The sequence below is a fragment of the Pseudomonas sp. UBA5568 genome (assembly GCF_002425525.1).
Classification (GTDB): domain Bacteria; phylum Pseudomonadota; class Gammaproteobacteria; order Pseudomonadales; family Pseudomonadaceae; genus Aquipseudomonas; species Aquipseudomonas fulva.
Map to the genome: position 1 here is coordinate 19,236 of NZ_DIMK01000050.1, position 23,265 is coordinate 42,500.

General features: G+C 62.9%; 22 protein-coding genes and 1 riboswitch. Of the genes, 12 read left to right on the plus strand and 10 right to left on the minus strand.

The window, feature by feature from the left end; genetic code table 11:
* Positions 1-107: 107 nt before the first annotated feature.
* Together B2S33_RS16395 and B2S33_RS16400 are read left to right on the plus strand one after the other, a co-directional pair.
* On the plus strand, positions 108-659 hold the full coding sequence (locus B2S33_RS16395; RefSeq protein WP_027914027.1) for a cytochrome b: 552 nt from the start codon (positions 108-110) through the stop codon (positions 657-659).
* Between the two features lie 34 nt (positions 660-693).
* Positions 694-1,272, plus strand: coding sequence for a YceI family protein (locus B2S33_RS16400; protein WP_145279391.1), 579 nt, complete (start codon positions 694-696; stop codon positions 1,270-1,272).
* A 49-nt stretch (positions 1,273-1,321) separates the two neighbouring features.
* On the opposite strand, the gene B2S33_RS16405 is transcribed toward B2S33_RS16400, so the two are convergent.
* From B2S33_RS16405 to ahcY, 4 genes are all read right to left on the minus strand, one after another.
* A complete protein-coding gene (locus tag B2S33_RS16405) occupies positions 1,322-3,202 on the minus strand; it encodes a DEAD/DEAH box helicase (RefSeq protein WP_027914025.1) in 1,881 nt (626 codons plus the stop codon).
* A 218-nt stretch (positions 3,203-3,420) separates the two neighbouring features.
* Positions 3,421-4,209 (minus strand): substrate-binding periplasmic protein, encoded by a 789-nt coding sequence (locus tag B2S33_RS16410; RefSeq protein ID WP_280077513.1) that lies wholly within the window; start codon positions 4,207-4,209, stop codon positions 3,421-3,423.
* Between the two features lie 133 nt (positions 4,210-4,342).
* On the minus strand, positions 4,343-5,188 hold the full coding sequence (gene metF, locus B2S33_RS16415) for a methylenetetrahydrofolate reductase [NAD(P)H] (RefSeq protein WP_027914023.1): 846 nt from the start codon (positions 5,186-5,188) through the stop codon (positions 4,343-4,345).
* A 159-nt stretch (positions 5,189-5,347) separates the two neighbouring features.
* Positions 5,348-6,757, minus strand: a complete 1,410-nt coding sequence (ahcY, locus tag B2S33_RS16420) for an adenosylhomocysteinase (RefSeq protein WP_027914022.1) — start codon at positions 6,755-6,757, stop codon at positions 5,348-5,350.
* A gap of 20 nt (positions 6,758-6,777) precedes the next feature.
* A riboswitch (S-adenosyl-L-homocysteine riboswitch) is annotated at positions 6,778-6,874 on the minus strand.
* 178 nt (positions 6,875-7,052) lie between these two features.
* Here ahcY and B2S33_RS16425 point away from each other — a divergent pair.
* Complete coding sequence (locus B2S33_RS16425; protein WP_023533000.1) at positions 7,053-7,454, plus strand: acyl-CoA thioesterase; 402 nt, start codon at positions 7,053-7,055, stop codon at positions 7,452-7,454.
* Between the two features lie 35 nt (positions 7,455-7,489).
* Here the strand turns inward: B2S33_RS16425 and B2S33_RS16430 are convergent, their stop codons facing one another.
* Positions 7,490-8,725, minus strand: a complete 1,236-nt coding sequence (locus B2S33_RS16430) for a cation:proton antiporter (RefSeq protein ID WP_049696726.1) — start codon at positions 8,723-8,725, stop codon at positions 7,490-7,492.
* Between the two features lie 242 nt (positions 8,726-8,967).
* Between B2S33_RS16430 and B2S33_RS16435 the strand changes: the two genes are divergently transcribed.
* Together B2S33_RS16435 and B2S33_RS16440 are read left to right on the plus strand one after the other, a co-directional pair.
* Positions 8,968-9,801: a DMT family transporter gene (locus tag B2S33_RS16435; protein ID WP_288650669.1), complete on the plus strand. Its 834-nt coding sequence runs from the start codon at positions 8,968-8,970 to the stop codon at positions 9,799-9,801.
* Positions 9,802-9,828: 27 nt separating this feature from the next.
* Positions 9,829-10,215, plus strand: coding sequence for an MAPEG family protein (locus B2S33_RS16440; RefSeq protein WP_023533046.1), 387 nt, complete (start codon positions 9,829-9,831; stop codon positions 10,213-10,215).
* A gap of 27 nt (positions 10,216-10,242) precedes the next feature.
* Here the strand turns inward: B2S33_RS16440 and B2S33_RS16445 are convergent, their stop codons facing one another.
* On the minus strand, positions 10,243-11,394 hold the full coding sequence (locus B2S33_RS16445) for a murein transglycosylase A (RefSeq protein ID WP_027914019.1): 1,152 nt from the start codon (positions 11,392-11,394) through the stop codon (positions 10,243-10,245).
* Between the two features lie 118 nt (positions 11,395-11,512).
* On the opposite strand from B2S33_RS16445, the gene B2S33_RS16450 reads away from it, so the two are divergent.
* A complete protein-coding gene (locus B2S33_RS16450) occupies positions 11,513-11,971 on the plus strand; it encodes a c-type cytochrome (protein WP_027914018.1) in 459 nt (152 codons plus the stop codon).
* Between the two features lie 49 nt (positions 11,972-12,020).
* Here the strand turns inward: B2S33_RS16450 and B2S33_RS16455 are convergent, their stop codons facing one another.
* The 4 genes from B2S33_RS16455 to B2S33_RS16470 form a co-directional block, all read right to left on the minus strand.
* Positions 12,021-12,413, minus strand: a complete 393-nt coding sequence (locus B2S33_RS16455; protein ID WP_288650671.1) for a DUF1090 domain-containing protein — start codon at positions 12,411-12,413, stop codon at positions 12,021-12,023.
* 138 nt (positions 12,414-12,551) lie between these two features.
* Positions 12,552-14,249: an NAD-dependent DNA ligase LigB gene (gene ligB / locus B2S33_RS16460; RefSeq protein WP_027914016.1), complete on the minus strand. Its 1,698-nt coding sequence runs from the start codon at positions 14,247-14,249 to the stop codon at positions 12,552-12,554.
* 143 nt (positions 14,250-14,392) lie between these two features.
* Positions 14,393-15,583, minus strand: coding sequence for a methionine adenosyltransferase (gene metK / locus B2S33_RS16465; protein WP_023532964.1), 1,191 nt, complete (start codon positions 15,581-15,583; stop codon positions 14,393-14,395).
* An 18-nt stretch (positions 15,584-15,601) separates the two neighbouring features.
* The gene (locus B2S33_RS16470) at positions 15,602-16,594 is read right to left on the minus strand and encodes an ArsR/SmtB family transcription factor (protein WP_027914015.1); all 993 of its coding nucleotides are present in this window, start codon (positions 16,592-16,594) and stop codon (positions 15,602-15,604) included.
* A gap of 228 nt (positions 16,595-16,822) precedes the next feature.
* On the opposite strand from B2S33_RS16470, the gene tkt reads away from it, so the two are divergent.
* From tkt to fba, 6 genes are all read left to right on the plus strand, one after another.
* The gene (tkt, locus tag B2S33_RS16475) at positions 16,823-18,820 is read left to right on the plus strand and encodes a transketolase (protein WP_059183444.1); all 1,998 of its coding nucleotides are present in this window, start codon (positions 16,823-16,825) and stop codon (positions 18,818-18,820) included.
* 182 nt (positions 18,821-19,002) lie between these two features.
* Positions 19,003-20,064 (plus strand): erythrose-4-phosphate dehydrogenase, encoded by a 1,062-nt coding sequence (gene epd / locus B2S33_RS16480; protein ID WP_140174829.1) that lies wholly within the window; start codon positions 19,003-19,005, stop codon positions 20,062-20,064.
* Positions 20,065-20,076: 12 nt separating this feature from the next.
* Positions 20,077-21,240 carry a phosphoglycerate kinase gene (locus B2S33_RS16485; RefSeq protein WP_028687244.1) on the plus strand — a complete coding sequence of 388 codons (1,164 nt, stop codon included), beginning with the start codon at positions 20,077-20,079 and terminating at the stop codon, positions 21,238-21,240.
* Positions 21,240-21,491 carry a hypothetical protein gene (locus tag B2S33_RS16490; protein ID WP_027914011.1) on the plus strand — a complete coding sequence of 84 codons (252 nt, stop codon included), beginning with the start codon at positions 21,240-21,242 and terminating at the stop codon, positions 21,489-21,491. Before B2S33_RS16485 ends, B2S33_RS16490 begins: the two co-directional genes overlap by 1 nt.
* Before the next feature lie 74 nt (positions 21,492-21,565).
* Complete coding sequence (locus B2S33_RS16495; RefSeq protein ID WP_027914010.1) at positions 21,566-21,895, plus strand: MliC family protein; 330 nt, start codon at positions 21,566-21,568, stop codon at positions 21,893-21,895.
* A 98-nt stretch (positions 21,896-21,993) separates the two neighbouring features.
* The gene (fba, locus tag B2S33_RS16500; RefSeq protein WP_023533056.1) at positions 21,994-23,058 is read left to right on the plus strand and encodes a class II fructose-bisphosphate aldolase; all 1,065 of its coding nucleotides are present in this window, start codon (positions 21,994-21,996) and stop codon (positions 23,056-23,058) included.
* The last annotated feature ends 207 nt before the right edge of the window (positions 23,059-23,265 follow it).

Below are 23,265 nucleotides of genomic sequence, written 5' to 3' on the forward strand. Positions count from 1 at the left end.
TGAAAATTGCTATCGGATTTGTCGATAATCCAAAGCAAGTTTTTCCGCTTTTATTCGATACGTTTGACGCTAGTCTTTGCATAGCTTTCACGGGGAAGAACGCCAACATGCAAGTGCGCAATTCATCTTCACGTTACGGCGCTGTCAGCATTCTCATGCACTGGGGCGTGGCGCTGACCGTCTTCAGTCTTTTCGGCCTCGGGTTGTGGATGGTCGGGCTCGACTACTATGACCCATGGCGCAAGGCCGGCCCAGACCTGCATAAAAGCATTGGTCTGATGCTGCTGGCGGTGATGCTGTTGCGCGTGCTGTGGCGTTTTGTGAGCCCGCCGCCGCCGGCACTTGCCAGTTATGGCCCGCTCACCCGATTGGGTGCCAAGCTGGGGCATCTGGCCCTGTACCTGGGGTTGTTCGCCGTGATGATTGCCGGTTACCTGATTTCCACCGCCGACGGCGTGGGGATCCCGGTGTTTGGCCTGTTCGAGGTGCCTGCCCTGGTCAGCAATCTGCCAGACCAGGCGGATCTGGCCGGTGTCATCCACCTGTGGCTGGCGTGGGGGGTGGTGGTTTTTGCGGGGTTGCATGCCCTGGCCGCACTCAAGCACCATTTCATCGACCGTGACGCGACCCTCATGCGTATGCTGGGCCGCAAAGCTTGACGCTCAACCTCAATCGCAAAGGAAGGAAGTAACGATGTTGAAAAAGACTTTTGCCGCTCTGGCGCTCGGTACTGCTCTGTTCTCCGCTGGCCAGGCCATGGCAGCCGAGTACAAGATCGACAAGGAAGGCCAGCACGCTTTCGTGGACTGGAAGATCAGCCACCTGGGCTACAGCTTCATTCACGGTACGTTCAAGGATTTCGACGGTAACTTCACGTGGGACAGTGCCAAGCCTGAAGCCAGCAAGATCAGTGTCGACCTGAAAACCGCCAGCCTGTGGTCGAACCACGCCGAGCGTGACAAGCACATTGCCAGCCCCGACTTCCTGGACGTTAAGAAGTATCCGGATGCCAAGTTCGTGTCCACCAGCGTCAAGTCCACCGGTGACAAGACCGCTGACGTCATGGGTGACCTGACCCTGCACGGCGTGACCAAGCCGGTGACTTTCAAGGCCACCTTCAACGGTGAAGGCAAGGACCCATGGGGCGGTGAGCGCGCTGGCTTCAATGCCACCACCACCTTGAACCTGAATGACTTTGGCATCGAAGGCCCAGGCCCAACCTCGCAGACGCTGGATCTGGATATCAGTGTCGAAGGCGTGAAGCAGAAGTAATACGTGTCAGCCGAATGAAAAACGGGGCCGCTTGCGGCCCCGTTTTCGTTTACGACCCCTTGCGGGTCAGCAGTGCCGGGCGTTCGCCCCGCGGACGGCTTGGCAGATCGTCCAGTTGCTCGGGGGTCGGATAACGGTCCAGCTTGGATTCCTTGCGGATGATCACAGGCTGATGCTGTGGCTGGCGCGTGTTGCCTACGGCCGGTTCCTGGCGGGCAGCTGCGTCACGCGGTGGGCGACCACCACGCGCGCCGCCGTCACGACGAGCAGTGCCGCCATTATTGGCACGAGGCGGGCGTTTCTCACCACCGCCAGTACGGGGTTGACCGTTGTTGCGGCCTTGACCACCGGCATTGGTACGCGGCGTACCTCCTTGCGGTTGACTACCATTACCGGCTGGGCGACGGTTGCGGCCTTGGCCCTTGCCATTCTGGTACGGGCTCACGTAGTCAGCCCGGTTACCGAAGTTATCCACATCGTCATCCAGAAACTCTTCCGGATCGCGGTTGGGCTGCATGGCCGGAGGGGTCGCGTTGCTGGCCTGTTGCTGACGAGGCTTCTTGTCACGTGGCTTGCGCGGCTGTTGCTGCCTGTCGCCGGACTTTTCCTTGTCAGCGGGTTTGTCCGCAGCCTGCTGGCGGGTTTTGCCCTTGTCCTTGCCCTTATCCTTGCGGCCACCGTTGGCGTCCTTGCTGCCCTCGCCGCGGGCCTGCTGACCACGACCGCCACGGCCATTGGGCTGCTGGCGTTCGCGGACTTCAGGCTTCTCGGCCTCGACCTGGCTGGCATCGAAGCCCATCAGGTCGCCGTCAGCGATCTTCTGACGGGTCACGCGCTCGATACTCTTGAGCAGTTTCTCCTCGTCAGGTGCCACCAGGGAAATGGCCTCGCCAGAGCGACCGGCGCGGCCAGTACGGCCAATGCGGTGCACGTAATCTTCTTCGACGTTGGGCAGCTCGAAGTTGACGACGTGGGGCAGTTGGTCGATGTCCAGGCCACGGGCGGCGATGTCGGTGGCGACCAGCACGCGAATGTTGTTGGCCTTGAAGTCAGCCAAGGCCTTGGTGCGTGCGTTCTGGCTCTTGTTGCCATGGATGGCTGCGGCAGTCAGGCCGTGCTTTTCCAGGTACTCGGCCAGGCGGTTGGCGCCATGCTTGGTACGGGTGAAGACCAGTACCTGCTCCCACGCACCCAGGGTGATCAAGTGCGCCAGCAGGGCACGCTTGTGGCTGGCCGGCAGGCGGTAGACACGCTGCTCGATGCGCTCGACGGTGGTGTTGGGCGGGGTGACCTCGATGCGCTCCGGGTTGTGCAGGAGCTTGTCGGCAAGGTCAGTGATGTCCTTGGAGAACGTGGCCGAGAACAACAGGTTCTGGCGTTTGGCAGGCAGGCGGGCCAGCACTTTCTTGACGTCGTGGATGAAGCCCATGTCGAGCATGCGGTCAGCTTCATCCAATACCAGAATTTCTACATGGGCCAGGTCGACCTTGCCTTGACCGGCCAGATCGAGCAGGCGACCAGGGCAGGCAACCAGGACGTCGACGCCCTTGGCAATGGCCTGCACTTGCGGGTTCATGCCGACGCCGCCGAAGACGCACGCACTGACCAGCGGCAGGTCGCGGGCATACAGCTTGAAGCTGTCGTGCACCTGGGCCGCGAGTTCGCGGGTAGGGGTCAGTACCAGGACCCGTGGCTGACGGGGGCCATGGCGCTGGGATTTGTCCGGGTGACCTGCCGGGAACAGACGTTCGAGAATCGGCAGGGCGAAACCGCCGGTCTTACCGGTACCGGTCTGTGCGGCGACCATCAGGTCGCGGCCTTGCAACACGGCGGGAACTGCCCGCTGTTGCACGGGGGTCGGCTGGGTATAGCCCGCGGCTTCAATGGCGCGGACAAGAGCCTCGGAGAGACCGAGGGAAGCAAAGGACATGGGCAATCCTGTTCTCGTGTGGGCTGGGCCCGTAGGGATGTTCTGCCTGGCGCGACGGGCATCGGCAAGATGCGATCGCGTCCGGTCCAGCTGGGCTTTCACTGCACATCCGGGAAACGGAGGGCTGACGCCAGAGTGCGTCGATGCCGATCGGGATGCCTGTTGCGAGGCCGAGCGTCCGGGCGTGAGCCGGGCGGGAAGGCCCGAGTATAACAGAGCTAGCGCGCTGTGCTGCTTTCCTGCTGCTCAACGGCGTTCGCAAGGTTCTCAGGGTCGTGTGTGTAGTGGTCCATGATGGCCGCGTAGGCCGGTTCCTGCTTGAATCGCCGCAGTTCCTCGGCAAAGGCCTGGGCCAGTACCTCACGCCCAGGCTTGCGGGCCAGGCCCAGGTACTGGGGCTGGCGACTGACGACAAGCGGCAAGGCTTCGATCTGCTGCTCCAGACCCATGAGCCGGATGACATGCAGGCCGACCCTGCGGTCGGTAATCGCAAGGTCTATGCGCCCCAGCGCCAGCTTGCCAAAGTTCGCTTCATGGGTCGGCGCCGCTTCGCGCTTGAAGAAGGCAGCCTCATTGAACGCCGCACTGTAGTTGTAGCCTGGCGAGGTGCCCACGGTCAGGCCGGCCAGCGCATCCAGGCTCGATACCTCATGGCGGCGAGCCTTGGTCTGGAACAGGATCAACTCGGCCGTGGACATGGGTTCCGGGACATACAGCAAATAAGGGTGGCGGGACTCGACCTGGAAGACATCCATGATGCCGTCGGCCTGGCCCTGCTCGATCATTGCCAGGCACCGCTTGAAGGGCATGAACTGCCATTGGACCTCGTACCCAAGACGACGCAATACCTCGGTCGTGACCTCGTAGTCGATGCCACGCGGCTGGCCGTTTTGCTGATAGACATAGGGTGCCCAGTCATCGCTTACCAGGCGCAAGCGCTCGCCCAGCGCGAACGGGCTGAGGCAAAAAAGCAGCAGGATCCAGATCAGACGGGCGGAGATTGGCATGCCCGGAGATTACGCGCTCGGCCAGGTCAAGACCAGTGCCGGATTGGGCGAGGCAGGGCGCCGCAGGTGGGGCCTGCCACACGTGCGTATGAACCAGGCGCCGGTCAGCTACCAGCACGTGGTCCATCGGGCTTCAACGAGACGGCTGGAGGTTGTTCCAGATCGCCATGCTCGGTTCTGCCTGGTTCAAGGTGTAGAAGTGCAGGCTCGGTGCACCGCCTTGCAGCAGCTCCTCGCACATGCGGGTGATGACTTCTTCACCGAAGGCCTGGATGCTGGCCGTATCGTCCGCATAGGCTTCGAGCTGTTTGCGAATCCAGCGTGGAATTTCGGCGCCGCAAGCGTCGGAGAAACGCGCCAGCTTGCTGTAGTTGGTGATCGGCATGATGCCGGGCACCACGGGGATGTCCACGCCCAGCTTCTGGGCTCGCTCGACGAAGTAGAAGTAGCTGTCGGCGTTGAAGAAGTACTGGGTGATGGCGCTGTCGGCACCGGCCTTGACCTTGTGCGCGAAATTGGCCAGATCGGCTTCGAAGTTGCGTGCCTGTGGATGCATCTCGGGGTAGGCGGCGACTTCGAGATGGAAGTGGTCACCCGTTTCCTGACGGATGAACTCGACCAGGTCACTGGCATAACGCAGCTCGCCACTGGCCATGCCCATGCCCGAAGGCAGGTCACCGCGCAGTGCGACGATACGCTTGATGCCGACTTGCTTGTACTCGGCCAGCAGCGCGCGCAACTCGGCCTTGGTATCGCCTACGCACGAAAGGTGGGGCGCAGCCGGCACCTGCACCTGGCTTTCCAGCTGCAATACCGTGTTGAGCGTGCGGTCGCGGGTGGAACCGCCGGCGCCGTAGGTGCAGGAGAAGAAGTCAGGGTTGCAGGCGGCCAACTGGCGCGCCACGCCCATCAGCTTTTCATGACCTGCGTCGGTTTTGGTCGGGAAGAACTCGAAACTGTAACGGCGTTCTTGTGACATCACTCGTTCCTCTAACAGCAAGCCCAAAGCTGCAAGCTGCAAGTAGAAGCCAGGTCGGTGATGGCCGACCTGGCCTGGCATCGTTCACGTTTCTTTCAGGCGTGCACTTCAAGCGGCAATGCCACGGTCTGGCACTGCCTGGCGCTTGAAGCGTACCGATCAGTAACGGTAGGCGTCTGGCTTGAACGGGCCTTCAACGGTTACGCCGATGTAGTCGGCCTGCTGCTTGGTCAACTGGGTGACCACGCCGCCGAAACCGCGGACCATTTCCAGGGCCACTTCTTCGTCGAGCTTCTTGGGCAGCACTTCGACCGTCAGGCGCTCGGCTTTCTTCTCGGCCGACAGGTCGGCGTACTTCTGCTCGAACAGGAAGATCTGTGCCAGGACCTGGTTGGCGAAGGAGCCATCCATGATGCGGCTTGGGTGGCCAGTGGCGTTGCCCAGGTTGACCAGGCGGCCTTCGGCCAGCAGGATCAGGTAGTCGTCGTTCTGAGGATCGAAGCTGCCGGCGCCGGTACGGTGGATCTTGTGCACCTGCGGCTTGACCTCTTCCCATGCCCAGTTCTTGCGCATGAAGGCCGTGTCGATTTCGTTGTCGAAGTGACCGATGTTGCAGACAACGGCACGCTTTTTCAGGGCCTTGAGCATGTTGGCGTCGCAGACGTTCACGTTACCGGTGGTGGTGACGATCAGGTCGATCTTGCCCAGCAGCGCCTTGTCGACACTGGCTTCGGTGCCATCGTTCAGGCCATCGAGGAAGGGCGATACCACTTCGAAACCGTCCATGCACGCCTGCATCGCGCAGATGGGGTCGACTTCGGTAACCTTGACGATCATGCCTTCCTGACGCAGCGACTGAGCCGAGCCCTTGCCCACGTCACCGTAGCCGATCACCAGGGCCTGCTTGCCCGACAGCAGGTGGTCGGTACCGCGCTTGATGGCATCGTTCAGGCTGTGACGGCAGCCGTACTTGTTGTCGTTCTTGCTCTTGGTGACCGAGTCGTTGACGTTGATGGCCGGAACCTTCAGCTCGCCTTTGGCCAGCATGTCCAGCAGGCGGTGCACGCCGGTGGTGGTTTCTTCGGTCACGCCGTGGACGCGCTCGAGCACCTGTGGGTACTTCTTGTGCAGCAGTTCGGTCAGGTCGCCACCGTCGTCCAGGACCATGTTGGCGTCCCAGGGCTGGCCGTCCTTGAGGATGGTCTGCTCCAGGCACCATTCGTATTCCTGCTCGGTTTCACCCTTCCAGGCGAAGACCGGGATACCGGCGGCTGCGATGGAGGCGGCGGCCTGGTCCTGGGTGGAGAAGATGTTGCACGACGACCAGCGCACTTCGGCACCCAGGGCGACCAGGGTTTCGATCAGCACGGCAGTCTGGATGGTCATGTGGATGCAGCCCAGGATCTTGGCACCCTTGAGCGGTTGCTCGGCTTGGTACTTGCGGCGCAGGCCCATCAGCGCAGGCATTTCCGATTCGGCGATGATGGTTTCGCGACGGCCCCAGGCGGCCAGGGAGATGTCGGCAACTTTGAAATCGGTAAAACCAGCAGGCATGTTTGCAGCGCTCATCAGAGCCTCCATTCGTAGTGTGCGAATGGGCGCCGTTGTGCGTTGAGCGTCCGCGGGAGCGGACAACGCCCCATCCGAGCCTGACAGGTCGAGCCTGCTGCAGCGCCCCTCGGACAGGTGGCGGGCATGGCGCCGCTGTGGACGGCCATGTAAAACGGCCACGATTATAGCCGGGTGCGGCACCATCCCCAAGGTTTTCTGTCGATTAATCGAGACGATAGTCGATGTTGGGTGGAGCGGCGCTGGCCGCTCTGCCATCATCGTTTTACGCAAGCCAGGATGCTCAGGAGTCCCGATGAACTTCCACACCCGCAAATGGGTTAAACCCGAAGACCTCAACCCCAACGGCACGCTGTTCGGTGGCAGCCTGCTGCGCTGGATCGACGAGGAAGCGGCCATCTATGCCATCGTGCAGCTGGGCAACCAGCGCGTGGTGACCAAGTACATGTCCGAAATCAATTTCGTCAGTGCCTCGCGCAAGGGCGACATCATCGAACTGGGCATCACCGCCACCGAGTTCGGCCGCACCTCGATCACGCTGCGCTGCGAAGTGCGCAACAAGATCACGCGCAAGAGCATCCTGACCGTCGAACGCATGGTCTTCGTGAACCTGGGCGAGGACGGGCTGCCTGCGCCCCACGGGCGTACCGAAATCAAGTACGTGCAGGACCAGTTCCCCGACTCCGCCGTGGAGTGACGGTCTGGGGGCTGCAGGGTGCAGCCCCGCTTCTTTCAGGGTTGTACGCTGACCCTGCGTACCACCTTGCCGATGCTCAGGCCCTGCACCAGGATCGAGGACAGCACCACGATGTAGGTGATCGACAGCAGCAGGTCACGCTCTTCACCCAAAGGCAACGACAGCGCCAGGGCTACCGATACTCCACCACGCAGGCCACCCCAGGTCAGCACCCGCACCGTGCCCTTGGGCACCGGGCGCCAACGCCGCAGCAACACGATGGCCGGCGCCACGGTCAGCAGGCGCGAGAGCAGCACGGCCAGCGCCAATACACTGCCGGCGGCCATGTGCAGCCAGTTGAAAGGCAGCAACAGCAGCTCCAGGCCGATCAACGCGAACAGCAGCGCGTTGAGCATATCGTCGATCAACTCCCAGAAACCGTCCATGTAGCGACGGGTCATGTCGTTCATCGCCAGGTTGCGCCCCAGGTTGCCGATGATCAGGCCCGCCACCACCATCGCGATAGGGGCCGAGACGTGCAACTCATAGCACATCGCCGAGCCACCGATCACCAGCGCCAGGGTCAGCATGACCTCGACCTGGTATTGCTCCACACTCTTGATCATGCGGTAGGTGGCGTAGCCGATCACACCGCCAAACAACACGCCACCGATGGCCTCGCGAACGAACAGCAGCGCCGTGTCGGCGACACTCGGGGTTTCACCGAGCTGGATGATGCCAAGCAGCACGGTGAAGACCACAACGGCAGTACCGTCGTTGAACAGCGACTCGCCGACGATGGTGGTCTTCAGGGGTTTAGGAGCATTGGCCGTACGCAGGGCGCCCAACACCGCAATCGGGTCGGTCGGCGAGATGAGCGCGCCGAACAGCAGGCAGTAGATCAGCGGCACCTGCCAGCCGAACATCGCGAACACCCAGTGCGACAGGTAGCCGATGACCACGGTGGCGATCAGCACGCCCACGGTCGCCAGCAGGCCGATGGGCCAGCGGTAGCTGCGCAGGTCGGACAAGTTCACGTGCAAGGCACCGGCGAACAGCAGGAACGCCAGCATCCAGTGCATCAGCAGGTCATTGAAGTCGATCTGGTTCATCAGCGCTTCGACGCGGGCTTCCAGGCCAGGAAAGCCGATCAGGCTCAATGCCTGAAGCATGAGCGAGAACAGCAAGGCCGTGACCATCACGCCGATCGCAGGTGGCAGGCCGATGAATCGGTAGTTCACATAGGTGAGAAGGGTGGTAAGGCAGATAAACGCGGCAACTAATTCAAGCATCCCGATTCCTGTAACAGTGGCTTCCAAGTCGTCACCCGAATGACTCGGGCAGCTCTTTGATGACCTGACGAGGGGTTCGGGGCACAGGGTTTGACCGATTTTGCATTAATCGTTCCCATTAGCGCCCAGCCAAAGGCGGTGGGTGGGCTGTAACAGGGGGTGGCGAGGCCGCTTCGTGATTGACGCGCTCACCTGGCCAGGGCTTATAGTCTGCGTCCGGTAACCCCTTGAGGACCCACCGCGTGTTGGCCACGTCTCTGGTGCTGATCGCTGCCTTGCTTCATGCGACCTGGAACACCCTGATCAAATTCAGCGGCGAGCGCCTGCTGGTCATTGCCAGCATGGACACGGTGGCCCTGGTCCTGGTGATGCCTGCGGTGGCTTTCGTGGACATCCCGCCTGCCGGTATCTGGCCCTGGTTGCTGGCTTCGGCGTTTGCCGAGCAGCTGTACCGCTGGCTGCTGATCAAGGCGTACCGCGTGGGTGACCTGGGCCTGGTCTACCCGCTGATGCGTGGGCTGTCGCCTCTGGTCGTACTGGCGCTGACCCTGGCGTTTGCCGGAGAACCCCTGAGCCAGCAGCAGATCATCGGCATTCTGCTGATTCCCTGTGGCATGGCCTGCCTGTTGTGGCAGGGCGGTGGCGGAGACCGGCTGCCGTGGTCGATGTTGCCGGTGGTGGCCCTGATCGGGCTGTGCATCGGGTGCTATACCTGGTTCGACGGTCAGGCCGTGCGCGAATGGGGCAAGCCATGGGACTACTTGGTGTGGCTGACGCTGCTCAGTGCCTGGCAATTCCCCGCGCTGGCCGCAGTGGCGCGACGGGCACCGTTCGTGCTGTTCTGGAAAACCCAGTGGCGGCTGGGCCTGGCCGTCGGCCTGTGCGTGCTGTTCAGTTATGCTCTGGTGCTCTGGGCGATGCACCTGGGGTCGGTGGCCGAGGCAGCGGCGCTGCGCGAGCTGAGCGTGATCCTTGTGGTGTTGCTGGGGATGCGCTACCTCAAAGAACCTTTCGGCGGGCCAAGACTCCTAGCTTGCGGGCTGGTACTGGCAGGTATGCTGGTAATGAAGCTCTGACCGACTGACAAACGAGGAATCCTGTCCATGACCGTTGCCCTGTGGTGCATCCTGATCGCGCTGATCCTGCCGCCGCTCTGTGCGCTGATCGCCAAGCTGGCGAGCGGCCGGTTCGGCTTGAAGCACAACCATGACCCGCGCGCCTTCCTCGATACCCTGTCGGGGCTGCCGCGCCGCGCGCACTCAGCCCAGCAGAACGGTTACGAAGCCTTTCCGGCATTCGCCGCCGCTGTGCTGGTGGCAGACATCGTCGGCAACGCCGAACAGGTGACCCAGGATGTGCTGGGTGTGATGTACATCACCAGTCGGCTGCTCTACATCATCTGCTACCTCGCCGACTGGGCGGCACTGCGCTCGCTGGTCTGGTTCGCTGGCCTTGCGATCATCGTGGCGTTCTTCGTGGTCTCGGCCTGACCGCATCGCCCGGTGCCGAGGCCCCCGTCACGGGACCTTGGGCACTTCAGGCAGCGGTTGGCCCTTGGGCCACAGCATCCAGATCTGGCCCTGCTGCTTCATGTTCCCGGCCAGGTCTCCGGCTGCCTGGCCGGTCCCCCAGAACAGGTCGGCGCGAACCTCGCCTGCGATAGCGCCCCCAGTGTCCTGGGCCGCGACCGGGCGCACAACGGGGCTGCCGTCCGGTCGGGTGGTCGATAGCCACAGCAGGCTGCCAAGCGGGATGACCTTGCGGTCGATAGCCACGCTGTAGCCCGCCGTCAGTGGAACGTTGAGCGAGCCACGTGGCCCTTCGTTGCTGTCGGGGCGCGTGCTGAAGAACACGTAGCTGGGGTTGCTGGCCAGCAATTCGGGAACCCGTGAAGGGTTGGACTGGGCCCACGCATGAATGGCGCCCATGCTCACGTCTTCTTTTTTCAGCTGCCCTTGCTCGACCAGCCAGCGGCCAATCGGACGATACGGATGACCGTTCTGGTCAGCGTAACCCAGGCGCAGCTGGCGCCCGTCCTCCAGTTGGACGCGACCAGAGCCCTGGATCTGCAGGAACTGCAAGTCCATCGGGTCGGTCAGCCAGGCCAGTACCGGGGCCTTGGCGCCGTTGCGGTTGATGACCTCAGCAGTGTCGTAGGGCTTGAGCACGCGGCCTTCGAGGCGACCACGCAGGCGCTTGCCCTTGAGTTCGGGGTACACGCTGGCCAGGTCCACCGTGATCATGTCTTCGGGAGGGCCGTAGACCGCCACATCATAGGTGGCAGAGGGGGTCAGGCTGCCAGGGTAGACAGGTTCGTAATAGCCTGTGATCAAGCCGTTGGCACTGTTGTCAGCCGAACGCAGGCCATAGACCTCAAGGTTCTGCTCGAGAAAGGTGCGCACCTGTGCAGCGCTTGCCGGCTGGCTCCCGGCGGCTTCACAGGTGGCCGCCCAGACCGGGTCGCGCTTGAGCTTTTCGCAGCCGCTGCGCCAGGCATAGAAACCGGCGAGCAGGTCTTCGTCGCTGACCGTGGGCAGGTCTTTCCAGGTACCAGGCGCGTAGGTTGCGATGGCGTGGGGCTCGGGCTTTGCCGTCTGGTCGTTGTCGCAGCCGGCCAGCAAGGCCAGTAGCGGGAGTGTCCAGGCCAGGTGGCGCAAGGCATGTTTCATCGGTGTATTCCTGTCATGGACGAACACGCGGTTCACCCTTGTTTTTTATGTGGCTATTGGTCTTTCGCCCATTGGCAGCGATACTGGCCGGCCCTTTTTCCAGGCATGGGTAGGCGAGATGTTTAAGCGGTTGGGCGTTGTGGTGCTTGCAGCATTGACCTTGGGTAGTGGCCTGACAGGTTGCGGGGGCGTTGACCCCAACTCGCCACTGGGCAAGCGCAAGGCCATCTTCAAGGACATGCTCAAGACAAGCGAGGACCTGGGCGGCATGTTGCGTGGTCGACTGCCGTTCGACGCCGGTCGCTTCGCCCAAGGGGCGGACACCCTGGATACGCTGTCTCACCAACCCTGGCAGCACTTTGCGCAGGTACCCGAGGGCGAAGGCAGCGCGGCGCGCCCCGAGGTGTGGCAACGGCAGGCGCGCTTTCAAGACCTGGCCCGGCAGCTGGAGGCAGCTACCGGAGCGCTGGTGCAAGCGACCCGCCAGCCGTCGCTGGACGCTGCGCAGTTGAAGGCACCCATGGACAAGGTCGAAAACGCATGCCGGGCGTGCCACAGCGAATTTCGTAACCATTGAATGGCGCGGCAGGCAGCGGCTGGCCCGTGCGCCGCCTCAGGCGCTGGCCTCAGCGGTCAAGGTCGTCTACCGCGTCCTGCAGTTCCTTGCGGGACTCGGCGAGCTTGTCCTTGCGCTTGTTGATTTTTTCGGCGTCGCCTTTCTTCTCGGCCTTTTTCAGGTCCTTCTCCCGCTGAGCCACCTCATGGCGCGCATCGAGCACCTTCTGCTCACGCTCTTTGCGCAGGCTGGCGTCGGTGCAGTTGGCCACGCCACGCAAGGCCTCCTCCAGCCCGGCCGCCTGCGCGGCATTGCCGTGCTCACGGGCGATCTTGAGCTGGTTCTCGATCGCGCTGCGCTTGGCATCGCAACCGGTCAGGCCGGCATCGGGCGCGGCGGCCTGTGCAGCGCCTGCGCCCAGGCCCAAGGCCGCGAGCAGAAAAAGGGAAGAAAAGCGTTTCATGAAAAGCCTCCTGGACGGGGCAGGGCAACGAGAAAAATTCTGGATGGAAATCCTGCCTTGGTTTTGGCCATTTAGGAACCCTTGATAAGACTGGGCCGCTAAATCTCCGGCTTTTCCTACAGTTTTTTTGGTAAATAATCATTGCTCAGGCCTGAGCGGCTGCTCCGAGAACCCGTCTACACCTTGCCCGGCCAGATGTGACCCAATGGCTTGCACCTCGGCGCTGGCGAAGAATCGCGCAAGTTCGTCCGCCCGTTTCGAGCCGATGCCAGGCTGGGCTTGCCACTGCCCACGCGTCTGGGCAACCACCGTCGGCCAGTCACCGGGCAGCGCCACCCCCTTGCCGATAGGTGTCCCGATACCGCGAACCCATTGTGTGAATGGACGCAAGCGGGCCTGTTCGAAGGCGGCCAGCAACTGGGCTGCCCTCAGGGTGCTGATGCCTGGCACCTGTTGCAGGCGCCCGGCATCGAGCTCCAGCCAGTCGGTCATCGTCGAAACCAGGCCTGCCTCGACCAGTCGTCGCCAGGTGCCTGGGCCCGTTCCTGGCAGGGCCAGGCCTTGTTTGCCGGCCAGCCAGCTGAGGCGAGCGATGAACTGCTCATTACAGCCTTCTCCGGCACGCCAGCAGCTGTGGGCATGGTATTGGTCGACTGCCGGTGCAGTGACTGGCTGGCGCTCGACCGAGTAATGCACGATCTGGTCGAAACGGGGGATGGTCAGCCCTGCCAGGCTGATGGCTATCTGGTCGCCTGGACGAACGTCCAATGCCTGCCAGCGTGACAGCGAGCCCAGGCTGACACGGGTCACGCGTCGGTCATCGAGGGTCACCGGCTCGACGTGAACGATGGGGGTGACCTTACCTGTGCGTCCGATTTGGAAGCGCACCTCGCGCACCTGCGCCAATTTTTGTGCGTAGGGGTATTTCCAGGCTGCGATCCAGTACGGCGCCTTGGCCTGCCAGCGTTGGGCAGGCGGGCGTTCGCCCTGGCGCAGGATCACCCCATCGCTGGCGAAGGGTAGCGGCGTGCCGAACCAGTGGTCCCGCCACCGCGCAGCTTCTTCGGGGGTGTTTATCGCAACGCTGTAGCGCTGACTGTCCGCAAAGCCCAGTTGGGCCAGCTGCGACAGGCGCTCGGTTTGCTGTTCAGGCCCCTTGGGCCACTCCCAGACGAACAGACCGAGGCGGGCGCCTTGTTCCTCGTCGATCTGATGGCGAGCGAGCAGGCCGGCGACCGTGCCACGGGCATTGAGGCCCCCTGCGCTTGCCTGTATGTGGCCTTCAAGGCGCAAGTAGAGCTCGCCTTGCAGCGACAGATCGAGCGGGCGGGGCAGCTGCCGGACAATCCCTTCGAGTTGTGGGATATGGCGGCTCCAATCGTGCCCCCGGACCCCGTCGCCTCGGCTGATCAACTGGGTCAGCCGGCCCTGGCGGTAGATCAGTGACACCGCCACGCCATCGACCTTTGGCTGTACCCACAGGTCGGTCTTGCCAGTCATCCAGCCGGCAACCCGCTGGAAGTCGGCCAGCTTCTGCACGCCGGTGTGCGGCACGGGATGGACGACCGGACCGCCCGCCCTGGCCAGCGGCGAGGCCTCGGTCGCAAGGCCAACGCAGCGCTGCAACATGGCCAGGTGATCGCGGCTCTGGTCATACAGCTCATCGGCCACCAGTGCCACGCCGTCACGATGATAACGTTCGTCCCAATGGGCGAGCGTTGCGCTCAGTTGGGCGATCTGTGCGTGTGAGCGTGCCGGTGTCCAGTCCGGGCACGGGTTGGCCCAGGTCGGCGGCAGGTGCAACACCACCATGATCAGCAGCAATACGATTGGCATGGCCCGCTTCCTTGCGTGGCTTGAAGTGTGCCGAGCCTATGGGGTTTTCACGGTGTTCGCCTCGGGCGGTTTGTCAGGCGATATGTCACAAAAAAGCCCCTGCCGATTGCTCGGCAGGGGCTTTCGCTCAGCGCTGTAGGAAATTACAGGCCGGCAGCGTCACGCAGCGCTTCAGCGCGGTCAGTGCGTTCCCAAGTGAAGGTGGTGAAGGTGTCGTCACCCACGGTTTTCTGCTGCGGGGTGCGACCGAAGTGGCCGTAAGCAGCGGTTTCCTGGTACATCGGGTGCAGCAGGTCGAGCATGGTCGTAATGGCGTATGGACGCAGATCGAAGCACTCGCGCACCAGCTGGATGATCTTCTCGTCCGACACCTTGCCAGTGCCGAAGGTATTGATCGAGATGGAGGTCGGTTGGGCCACGCCGATGGCATACGAGACCTGGATCTCGCAGCGCTCGGCCAGGCCGGCGGCGACGATGTTCTTGGCCACGTAGCGGCCGGCATAGGCGGCGGAACGGTCGACCTTGGACGGGTCCTTGCCCGAGAACGCGCCGCCGCCGTGGCGGGCCATGCCACCGTAGGAGTCGACGATGATTTTGCGACCGGTCAGGCCGCAGTCACCGACCGGGCCGCCGATGATGAAGTTGCCCGTCGGGTTGATGTGGTACTGGGTACCTTTGTGCAGCAGTTCGGCAGGCAGCGTGTGCTTGACGATCAGCTCCATGACCGCTTCCTGCAGGTCTTTCTGCGACACCTCGGGGTTATGCTGGGTGGACAGCACCACCGCATCGATACCCACGACCTTGCCACCTTCGTAACGGCAGGTGACCTGCGATTTGGCATCCGGGCGCAGCCAGGGCAGCAGGCCGGACTTGCGTGCTTCGGCCTGACGCTCGACCAGGCGATGCGAGAAGCAGATCGGCGCTGGCATCAGCACTTCGGTCTCGTTGCTGGCGTAGCCGAACATCAGGCCCTGGTCACCGGCGCCTTGGTCTTCTGGCTTGGAACGGTCGACGCCTTGGGCAATGTCCACCGACTGCTTGCCGATGATGTTCATCACGGCGCAGGTGGCACCGTCAAAGCCGACGTCGGAGCTGTTGTAGCCGATGTCGATGATGACCTTGCGTACCAGGTCCTCGAGGTCGACCCAGGCCGAGGTGCTCACCTCGCCGGCAATGATCGCCACGCCGGTCTTGACCAGCGTTTCACAGGCGACGCGGGCGTACTTGTCCTGGGCGATGATCGCGTCCAGCACGGCGTCCGAAATCTGGTCGGCGATTTTGTCCGGATGCCCTTCGGACACGGACTCGGAGGTGAAAAGGGAGTATTCGCTCATCTCGAAGGTTCCTGAAATTTACCGATGGTGTATGTCGCCAGCCGTCCGCTGGAAATGGCGGACCTGGATCTGGAAACCGTTACGCAGGCCTACGTACAGGCTATCCCCGTGGGACAGGCCTGCCGCGTTGGCCCAGCGGGCCAAGTCGTCCTGTTCGAAGCCGAGCCACAGGTCGCCGCAGGCTTCCCGCGCCCACCCCTGGTCATGGCTGCACAATTCGGTGATCAACAGGCTGCCGCCTGCCTTCACCCGTTTGGCCAGCTGGCACAACGCCAGGGCCGGATCGCTGAAATGATGCAGGACCATGTTCAGCACAACGCAGTCGGCGACCACATCCGTTGCACCCAGTGCATCGGCCAACTGCAGGTTCACGTTGTCCAGCCCTTCGCGCTGACAGACCTGGCGGGCGAGTTCGAGCATGGTCGGGCTGTTGTCAAGCGCGGTAACCTGCGCAAAACGCCGAGCCAGGTCCGGAAGGAACCCCCCATCGCCGGGGCCGACCTCAAGCGCGCTGGCGCTTGGGTCGAAATGCAGCTTGTCGAGCAGCGCCAGCAGGCTCTCGCGATATTGCGGCAAGCCTGCGATCAGGTCCTGCTGGGCGCGAAAGCGCTCTTCCACGCGCAGGAAGAAGTCCTGGCTGGTTGCCGCGCGGCGCTGCTGCACCTGGGCGATGCGGCCTTGCACCTCGGCGGGCAAGGCCAGGTCATCGACCTCGTCGAGCAGCGCGGCGTGCAAGCGTCCGCCCAAGCGCAAGCTGTCGGGCAGGGCGCGGCGATAGAAAATGGCGTTGCCTTCCCGACGGGTGGCTACCAGGTCGGCCTGGGCCAGCACCTTGAGGTGGTGGCTCATGCCCGACTGGCCGATGTCGAAGATCTGCGCCAGCTCCAGCACGCCGAAGGAATCGTTGGCCAGGGCGCGCAGCACATTCAGGCGCAACTCGTCGCCACTGGCCTTGCACAGGGCGGCCAGTGCCTCGCGTTGTTCCGGTATCGCTTGCGCACGAAGGTTCATGGTGCGGGAGTCTAGACAGGCATCGTTGCCCTAGCAAGGCCTATATCAAAAAGTTTTGATATTGCAGGTCCGTTGCCCATTAGCCATTACCCTTGTGTTGCCATTGCGGTCGATGATCGGACCAATGCACGCCGCTTGCTGCTTAAATGTTTGCCCCAAGCGCCCCAGTGGGCGAAAATGGACGCCTTTTTCGTATCACCACCTATTCAAGCCCCCAGGAGATCAGCGATGCCCAGCCGTCGTGAACGTGCCAACGCCATTCGTGCCCTTAGCATGGATGCCGTGCAAAAGGCCAACAGCGGCCACCCCGGTGCCCCCATGGGCATGGCGGATATCGCCGAGGTTCTTTGGCGCGACTACCTCAAGCACAACCCGAGCAACCCGGCATTTCCCGATCGCGACCGCTTCGTGCTGTCCAACGGCCACGGTTCGATGCTTATCTATTCGCTGCTTCACCTGACCGGCTACGACCTGTCGATCGACGACCTCAAGGGCTTCCGTCAACTGCACAGCCGTACCCCTGGCCACCCGGAGCACGGTTACACCCCTGGCGTCGAGACCACCACCGGCCCGCTCGGCCAAGGCATCGCCAACGCCGTGGGCTTCGCCCTGGCCGAAAAAGTCATGGCGGCCCAGTTCAACCGTGACGGCCACACCATCGTCGACCACAACACCTATGTGTTCCTGGGCGATGGCTGCATGATGGAAGGCATTTCTCACGAAGTGGCCTCGCTGGCCGGTACCTTGGGGCTGAACAAGCTGGTTGCCTTCTACGACGACAACGGCATTTCCATCGACGGTGAAGTGCATGGCTGGTTCACCGACAACACCCCGGCGCGCTTCGAAGCCTACAACTGGCAGGTGATCCGCAACGTCAACGGCCACGACGCCGAAGAGATCAAGACGGCCATCGAGACCGCCCGCAAGAGCGACCGTCCGACCCTGATCTGCTGCAAGACCACCATCGGTTTCGGCTCGCCGAACAAGCAGGGCAAGGAAGAGTCCCACGGCGCGCCGCTGGGCAACGACGAAATTGCCCTGACCCGTCAGGCACTGGGCTGGAACCACGGTCCGTTCGAAATCCCCGCCGACATCTATGCCGAGTGGGACGCCAAGCAAGCCGGTGCCAAGGCCGAAGCCGAGTGGAACCAGCGTTTCGACGCCTACGCTCAGGCGCACCCGGAGCTGGCCGCAGAGTTCAAGCGCCGCATGGCCGGTGACTTGCCTGCCGATTTCAGCGAAAAGGCCCAGGCCTACATCGAGGAAGTGGCGGCCAAGGGCGAAACCATCGCCAGCCGCAAGGCCAGCCAGAATGCCCTGAACGCCTATGGCCCGATGTTGCCCGAGTTCCTCGGCGGTTCGGCGGACCTGGCCGGTTCCAACCTGACCCTGTGGAAGGGCTGCAAGGGCGTGGAAGCTGGCGATGCCAGCGGCAACTACGTGTTCTACGGCGTGCGTGAATTCGGCATGACCGCCATCATGAACGGCGTGGCACTGCACGGCGGCCTGGTGCCTTACGGCGCGACGTTCCTGATGTTCATGGAATACGCCCGCAACGCCGTGCGCATGTCGGCGCTGATGAAGCAGCGCGTGATCCATGTCTACACCCACGACTCCATTGGCCTGGGCGAAGACGGCCCGACCCACCAGCCGATCGAGCAGCTGACCAGCCTGCGCACCACGCCGAACTTGGACACCTGGCGCCCGGCGGATGCCGTTGAGTCCGCCGTGGCCTGGAAGAACGCTCTGGAGCGCAAGGATGGTCCATCGGCGCTGATCTTCTCGCGCCAGAACCTGCAGCACCAGGCCCGCGATGCGCAGCAGCTCGCTGCCATCAGCCGTGGCGGCTACGTGCTCAAGGATTGCGCTGGCGAGCCTGAGCTGATCCTGATCGCCACCGGCTCCGAAGTGGGCCTGGCCGTTCAGGCCTACGACAAGCTGACCGAGCAAGGCCGCAATGTACGCGTGGTGTCCATGCCATCGACCAGCGTGTTCGATGCCCAGGATGCTGCCTACAAGCAGTCGGTGCTGCCACTGGAAGTCAGTGCCCGTATCGCCATCGAAGCGGCACATGCCGACTTCTGGTACAAGTACGTCGGCCTCGAAGGCCGCGTCATCGGCATGACCACCTACGGTGAGTCGGCGCCGGCCTCGGCACTGTTCGAAGAATTCGGCTTCACCCTGGAGAACATCCTCGGTACCGCCGAAGAGCTGCTGGAAGACTGATGTATCAGGGAGGGCAGGATGCCCTCCTGGTCGTGCGAGGGGAGGGCGTCGCCCTCCATCGCGCCATGAGGCCGCTTCCACAGGTACTGTCGCCAGCCACGGCGTAGTACCTGTGGAAGCGGCCTTGTGCCGCGATAGGCCGCCATGCGGCCTCGAAGCCATCACGCTTAGCGAGTCAACGAATGTCCCACTTGCGTCCCTATAAAGTTGCACTCAACGGTTATGGCCGTATCGGCCGCTGTGTTCTGCGCGCGCTGTTCGAGCGGGGCAGCAGGGCCGATTTCGAGATCGTCGCACTCAACGACTTGGCCGACCAGGCCAGCCTGGAATACCTCACCCGCTTCGACTCCACCCATGGGCGCTTTCCCGGCGAGGTCAAGGTCGATGGCGATTGCCTGCACATCAATGGCGATTGCGTGAAGGTGATGCGCAGCGCCACGCCCGAAGGCATCGACTGGGCGGCCCTGGACGTGGACCTGGTCCTGGAGTGTTCCGGCGCCTACAACACCCGTGCCGATGGCCAGCGCTTTCTCGAGGCCGGTGCGCCAAGGGTGCTGTTCTCCCAGCCCATGGCCAGCGAGGCTGACGTCGATGCCACGGTGGTGTACGGCATCAACCAGCACTGCCTGACCGGCATTGAGCGGCTGGTCTCCAATGCTTCGTGCACCACCAACTGCGGTGTACCGCTGCTGCGGGTGCTGGATCAGGCATTTGGCATCGACTATGTACAGATCACCACCATTCACTCGGCCATGAACGACCAGCCAGTGATCGACGCCTATCACCATGAAGATCTGCGCCGTACCCGTTCGGCGTTCCAGTCGGTGATTCCGGTGTCCACCGGCCTTGCGCGCGGCATCGAGCGTCTGCTCCCGGAACTTGCCGGGCGAATCCAGGCCAAAGCGGTACGCGTGCCGACGGTCAACGTCTCGTGCCTGGACATCACCTTGCAGACCGCTCGCGACACCACCGCAGCCGAGGTCAACAGGGTACTGCGCGAGGCGGCGCTGACCGGGCCGCTCAAGGGGCTGCTGGCCTACACCGAGCTGCCCCACGCCAGTTGTGATTTCAACCACGACCCGCATTCGGCCATCGTCGATGCCAGCCAGACCCGTGTATCAGGCCCGCGCCTGGTCAACCTGCTGGCCTGGTTCGACAACGAATGGGGGTTTGCAAACCGTATGCTCGACGTTGCCGGACATTTTCTGCACGTCGTCCACCCAACCCGCAACAAACAGCCCTGAAGGACCGCATTCATGACCGTGTTGAAGATGACCGACCTCGACCTGCAAGGTAAGCGCGTACTGATTCGCGAAGACCTGAACGTGCCTGTCAAGGACGGTGTGGTGACCAGCGATGCGCGCATCCAGGCAGCGCTGCCGACCATCAAGCTGGCCTTGGAGAAGGGTGCGGCGGTGATGGTCTGCTCGCACCTGGGCCGCCCCACTGAAGGTGAATTCTCTGCCGAGAACAGCCTTGAACCGGTTGCCAAGTACCTGAGCAAGGCGCTGGGCCGTGACGTGCCGCTGGTGGGTGACTACCTGGGTGGCGTCGAGGTCAAGGCAGGCGAGCTGGTGCTGTTCGAGAACGTGCGCTTCAACAAGGGCGAGAAGAAGAACGCCGATGAGCTGGCCCAGCAGTACGCGGCGCTGTGCGATGTGTTCGTGATGGACGCCTTCGGCACGGCTCACCGCGCCGAGGGTTCCACCCACGGCGTTGCCAAGTTCGCCAAGGTCGCGGCGGCTGGCCCGTTGCTGGCAGCTGAGCTGGATGCCCTGGGCAAGGCGCTGAAGGCCCCGGCCAAGCCAATGGCCGCCATCGTCGCCGGCTCCAAGGTGTCCACCAAGCTGGACGTGCTCAACAGCCTGAGCTCGGTATGCGATCAGCTGATCGTCGGTGGCGGCATCGCCAACACCTTCCTGGCGGCTGCCGGGCACACGGTCGGAAAGTCGCTGTACGAGCCCGATCTGGTCGAAACGGCCAAGGCCATTGCCGCCAAGGTCAGCGTGCCGCTGCCTGTCGATGTGGTGGTTGCCAAGGCCTTCGCCGAAGACGCCGAAGCGACCGTCAAGGCCATTGCCGATGTTGCGGCCGACGACATGATCCTGGACATCGGTCCGCAGACCGCCGCCCAGTTCGCCGACTTGCTCAAGTCCTCCAAGACCATCCTGTGGAATGGCCCGGTTGGTGTATTCGAGTTCGATCAGTTCGGCAATGGCACCCAGGTGCTGGCCAAGGCAATCGCCGACAGCGCCGCGTTCTCCATCGCCGGTGGCGGTGATACCCTGGCAGCCATCGACAAATATGGCGTCAGCCAGGATATCTCCTACATTTCTACCGGTGGCGGCGCCTTCCTCGAGTTCGTCGAAGGCAAGGTTCTGCCAGCGGTGGCCATGCTCGAAGAGCGGGCCAAAGCCTGATGAACACGGCGCCTGGCAAAAGGAGTGGCCTGATGGCCAAGCAGTTGCCTGTGTTGCTGCTGGTCGGGCTGCTGAGCGCCTGCGCCGGCAGCCCGGATGCCCAGGACGACCCGGCGCAACCGCCCAAGGGCGGTTGCTATCAGTCCGAATGGCAAGCCGAAACCGTGCCAGTGATCAGCAAGCGCGTAGGCCCGGAAGGGCTGGAAAAGTACGACGAAGAGCACCAGCGCAAGGCGCCCGGCTGCCCTTGATCGGGCCGCTGGCAACCTGCAGGCAGGTTTGTGGTCTTGGAGAAGGGCTGTGTGCTGCCCATCGAGGTAACTGAATGAAAGCGCTCTTGGCCGTAATGGCCCTGGCGACACTGGCAGGATGTTCACTGCTGCAACCGGCGCAGACCGCGCCGGCGGACAACTGGACCCGGTGGGTCTGCGACACCCAGGCCGAAGTGCTGTGGCGGTTTGCCGACCCCCAGCGTGACCAGGTTGACGTACGCCTTGGCGGCGGCGACCAGGTGTACCGGCTCAAGGCCGAGCCCGGCGCCTCCGGCGCGCTGTACAGCGACGGCATGCTGGCGTTCCACACCAAGGGCGAAGAGGGCTTGGTGTACTGGGTGGCGACCAACGATCTGATAGGGCGGGGCTGCAAGGCACCGTGACTGGCCGGGCCGCTAGGTGGCCCACACTACTTGAACAGCAACTGCCCCTGCGGCAGGCTTGCACGAAACAACGACGCTTGTCGGGAGAGAGATACACAATGGCACTCATTAGCATGCGCCAGATGCTGGACCACGCCGCCGAGTTCGGTTATGGCGTACCGGCTTTCAACGTCAACAACCTTGAGCAGATGCGCGCCATCATGGAAGCGGCTGACAAGACCGACTCCCCTGTGATCGTCCAGGCCTCGGCCGGTGCGCGCAAGTACGCAGGTGCGCCGTTCCTGCGTCACCTGATCCTGGCGGCCATCGAAGAATTCCCGCACATCCCGGTTTGCATGCACCAGGACCACGGCACCAGCCCGGATGTCTGCCAGCGCTCCATTCAGCTGGGCTTCAGCTCGGTCATGATGGACGGCTCGCTCGGCGAAGACGGCAAGACCCCGACCGATTACGAATACAACGTGCGCGTCACCCAGCAGACCGTTGCCATGGCCCATGCCTGTGGTGTGTCGGTAGAAGGCGAACTGGGCTGCCTGGGCTCGCTGGAAACCGGCATGGCCGGTGAGGAAGACGGTATCGGTGCCGAAGGCGTGCTCGACCACAGCCAGATGCTGACCGACCCTGAAGAAGCTGCCGACTTCGTCAAGAAGACCCAGGTCGATGCCCTGGCCATCGCCATCGGCACCAGCCACGGTGCTTACAAGTTCACCAAGCCGCCTACCGGTGACGTGCTGGCCATCGACCGCATCAAGGAAATCCACAAGCGCATTCCCGACACCCACCTGGTGATGCACGGCTCCTCCTCTGTACCGCAGGAGTGGCTGGCGATCATCAACCAGTACGGCGGCGACATCAAGGAAACCTACGGTGTGCCGGTCGAGGAAATCGTCGAAGGCATCAAGTACGGCGTGCGCAAGGTCAACATCGACACCGACCTGCGTCTGGCGTCCACCGGTGCCATCCGTCGTCACATGGCCATGAACCCGAGCGAGTTCGACCCGCGCAAGTTCTTCGCTGAAACCGTAAAAGCCATGCGCGACGTGTGCATCGCCCGTTACGAAGCATTCGGCACTGCCGGCCATGCCTCGAAGATCAAGCCGATCTCCCTGGAAGGCATGTTCCAGCGCTACGCCAAAGGCGAGCTGGCCGCAAAAGTCAACTAAGCAAACCGGCCCCCGGAAAACCCGCAGCGATGCGGGTTTTTCGTTTCTGGCGGTGGCTGCGAAAGCGTTCTGCCATTGCATGTCACAGAATGTCAGCGAAACCGCGATCGGTCGGCTACCTTCAGTCAGTGGCTGATGGTTTTTGGCTTGTGATGCGTGCTATCAGCTCATGCCTGGGGTAAAACTGGATCCAACGGCCAGTTTGTA

Excerpts from the sequence above, each read along its gene's own strand:
- B2S33_RS16395 (WP_027914027.1), top strand. The coding sequence starts at position 108 with ATGCAAGTGCGCAATTCATCTTCACGTTACGGCGCTGTCAGCATTCTC.
- B2S33_RS16400 (WP_145279391.1), top strand. The coding sequence starts at position 694 with ATGTTGAAAAAGACTTTTGCCGCTCTGGCGCTCGGTACTGCTCTGTTC.
- B2S33_RS16405 (WP_027914025.1), bottom strand. The coding sequence starts at position 3,202 with ATGTCCTTTGCTTCCCTCGGTCTCTCCGAGGCTCTTGTCCGCGCCATT.
- B2S33_RS16410 (WP_280077513.1), bottom strand. The coding sequence starts at position 4,209 with ATGCCAATCTCCGCCCGTCTGATCTGGATCCTGCTGCTTTTTTGCCTC.
- metF (WP_027914023.1), bottom strand. The coding sequence starts at position 5,188 with ATGTCACAAGAACGCCGTTACAGTTTCGAGTTCTTCCCGACCAAAACC.
- ahcY (WP_027914022.1), bottom strand. The coding sequence starts at position 6,757 with ATGAGCGCTGCAAACATGCCTGCTGGTTTTACCGATTTCAAAGTTGCC.
- B2S33_RS16425 (WP_023533000.1), top strand. The coding sequence starts at position 7,053 with ATGAACTTCCACACCCGCAAATGGGTTAAACCCGAAGACCTCAACCCC.
- B2S33_RS16430 (WP_049696726.1), bottom strand. The coding sequence starts at position 8,725 with ATGCTTGAATTAGTTGCCGCGTTTATCTGCCTTACCACCCTTCTCACC.
- B2S33_RS16440 (WP_023533046.1), top strand. The coding sequence starts at position 9,829 with ATGACCGTTGCCCTGTGGTGCATCCTGATCGCGCTGATCCTGCCGCCG.
- B2S33_RS16445 (WP_027914019.1), bottom strand. The coding sequence starts at position 11,394 with ATGAAACATGCCTTGCGCCACCTGGCCTGGACACTCCCGCTACTGGCC.
- B2S33_RS16450 (WP_027914018.1), top strand. The coding sequence starts at position 11,513 with ATGTTTAAGCGGTTGGGCGTTGTGGTGCTTGCAGCATTGACCTTGGGT.
- B2S33_RS16455 (WP_288650671.1), bottom strand. The coding sequence starts at position 12,413 with ATGAAACGCTTTTCTTCCCTTTTTCTGCTCGCGGCCTTGGGCCTGGGC.
- ligB (WP_027914016.1), bottom strand. The coding sequence starts at position 14,249 with ATGCCAATCGTATTGCTGCTGATCATGGTGGTGTTGCACCTGCCGCCG.
- metK (WP_023532964.1), bottom strand. The coding sequence starts at position 15,583 with ATGAGCGAATACTCCCTTTTCACCTCCGAGTCCGTGTCCGAAGGGCAT.
- B2S33_RS16470 (WP_027914015.1), bottom strand. The coding sequence starts at position 16,594 with ATGAACCTTCGTGCGCAAGCGATACCGGAACAACGCGAGGCACTGGCC.
- tkt (WP_059183444.1), top strand. The coding sequence starts at position 16,823 with ATGCCCAGCCGTCGTGAACGTGCCAACGCCATTCGTGCCCTTAGCATG.
- epd (WP_140174829.1), top strand. The coding sequence starts at position 19,003 with ATGTCCCACTTGCGTCCCTATAAAGTTGCACTCAACGGTTATGGCCGT.
- B2S33_RS16485 (WP_028687244.1), top strand. The coding sequence starts at position 20,077 with ATGACCGTGTTGAAGATGACCGACCTCGACCTGCAAGGTAAGCGCGTA.
- B2S33_RS16490 (WP_027914011.1), top strand. The coding sequence starts at position 21,240 with ATGAACACGGCGCCTGGCAAAAGGAGTGGCCTGATGGCCAAGCAGTTG.
- B2S33_RS16495 (WP_027914010.1), top strand. The coding sequence starts at position 21,566 with ATGAAAGCGCTCTTGGCCGTAATGGCCCTGGCGACACTGGCAGGATGT.
- fba (WP_023533056.1), top strand. The coding sequence starts at position 21,994 with ATGGCACTCATTAGCATGCGCCAGATGCTGGACCACGCCGCCGAGTTC.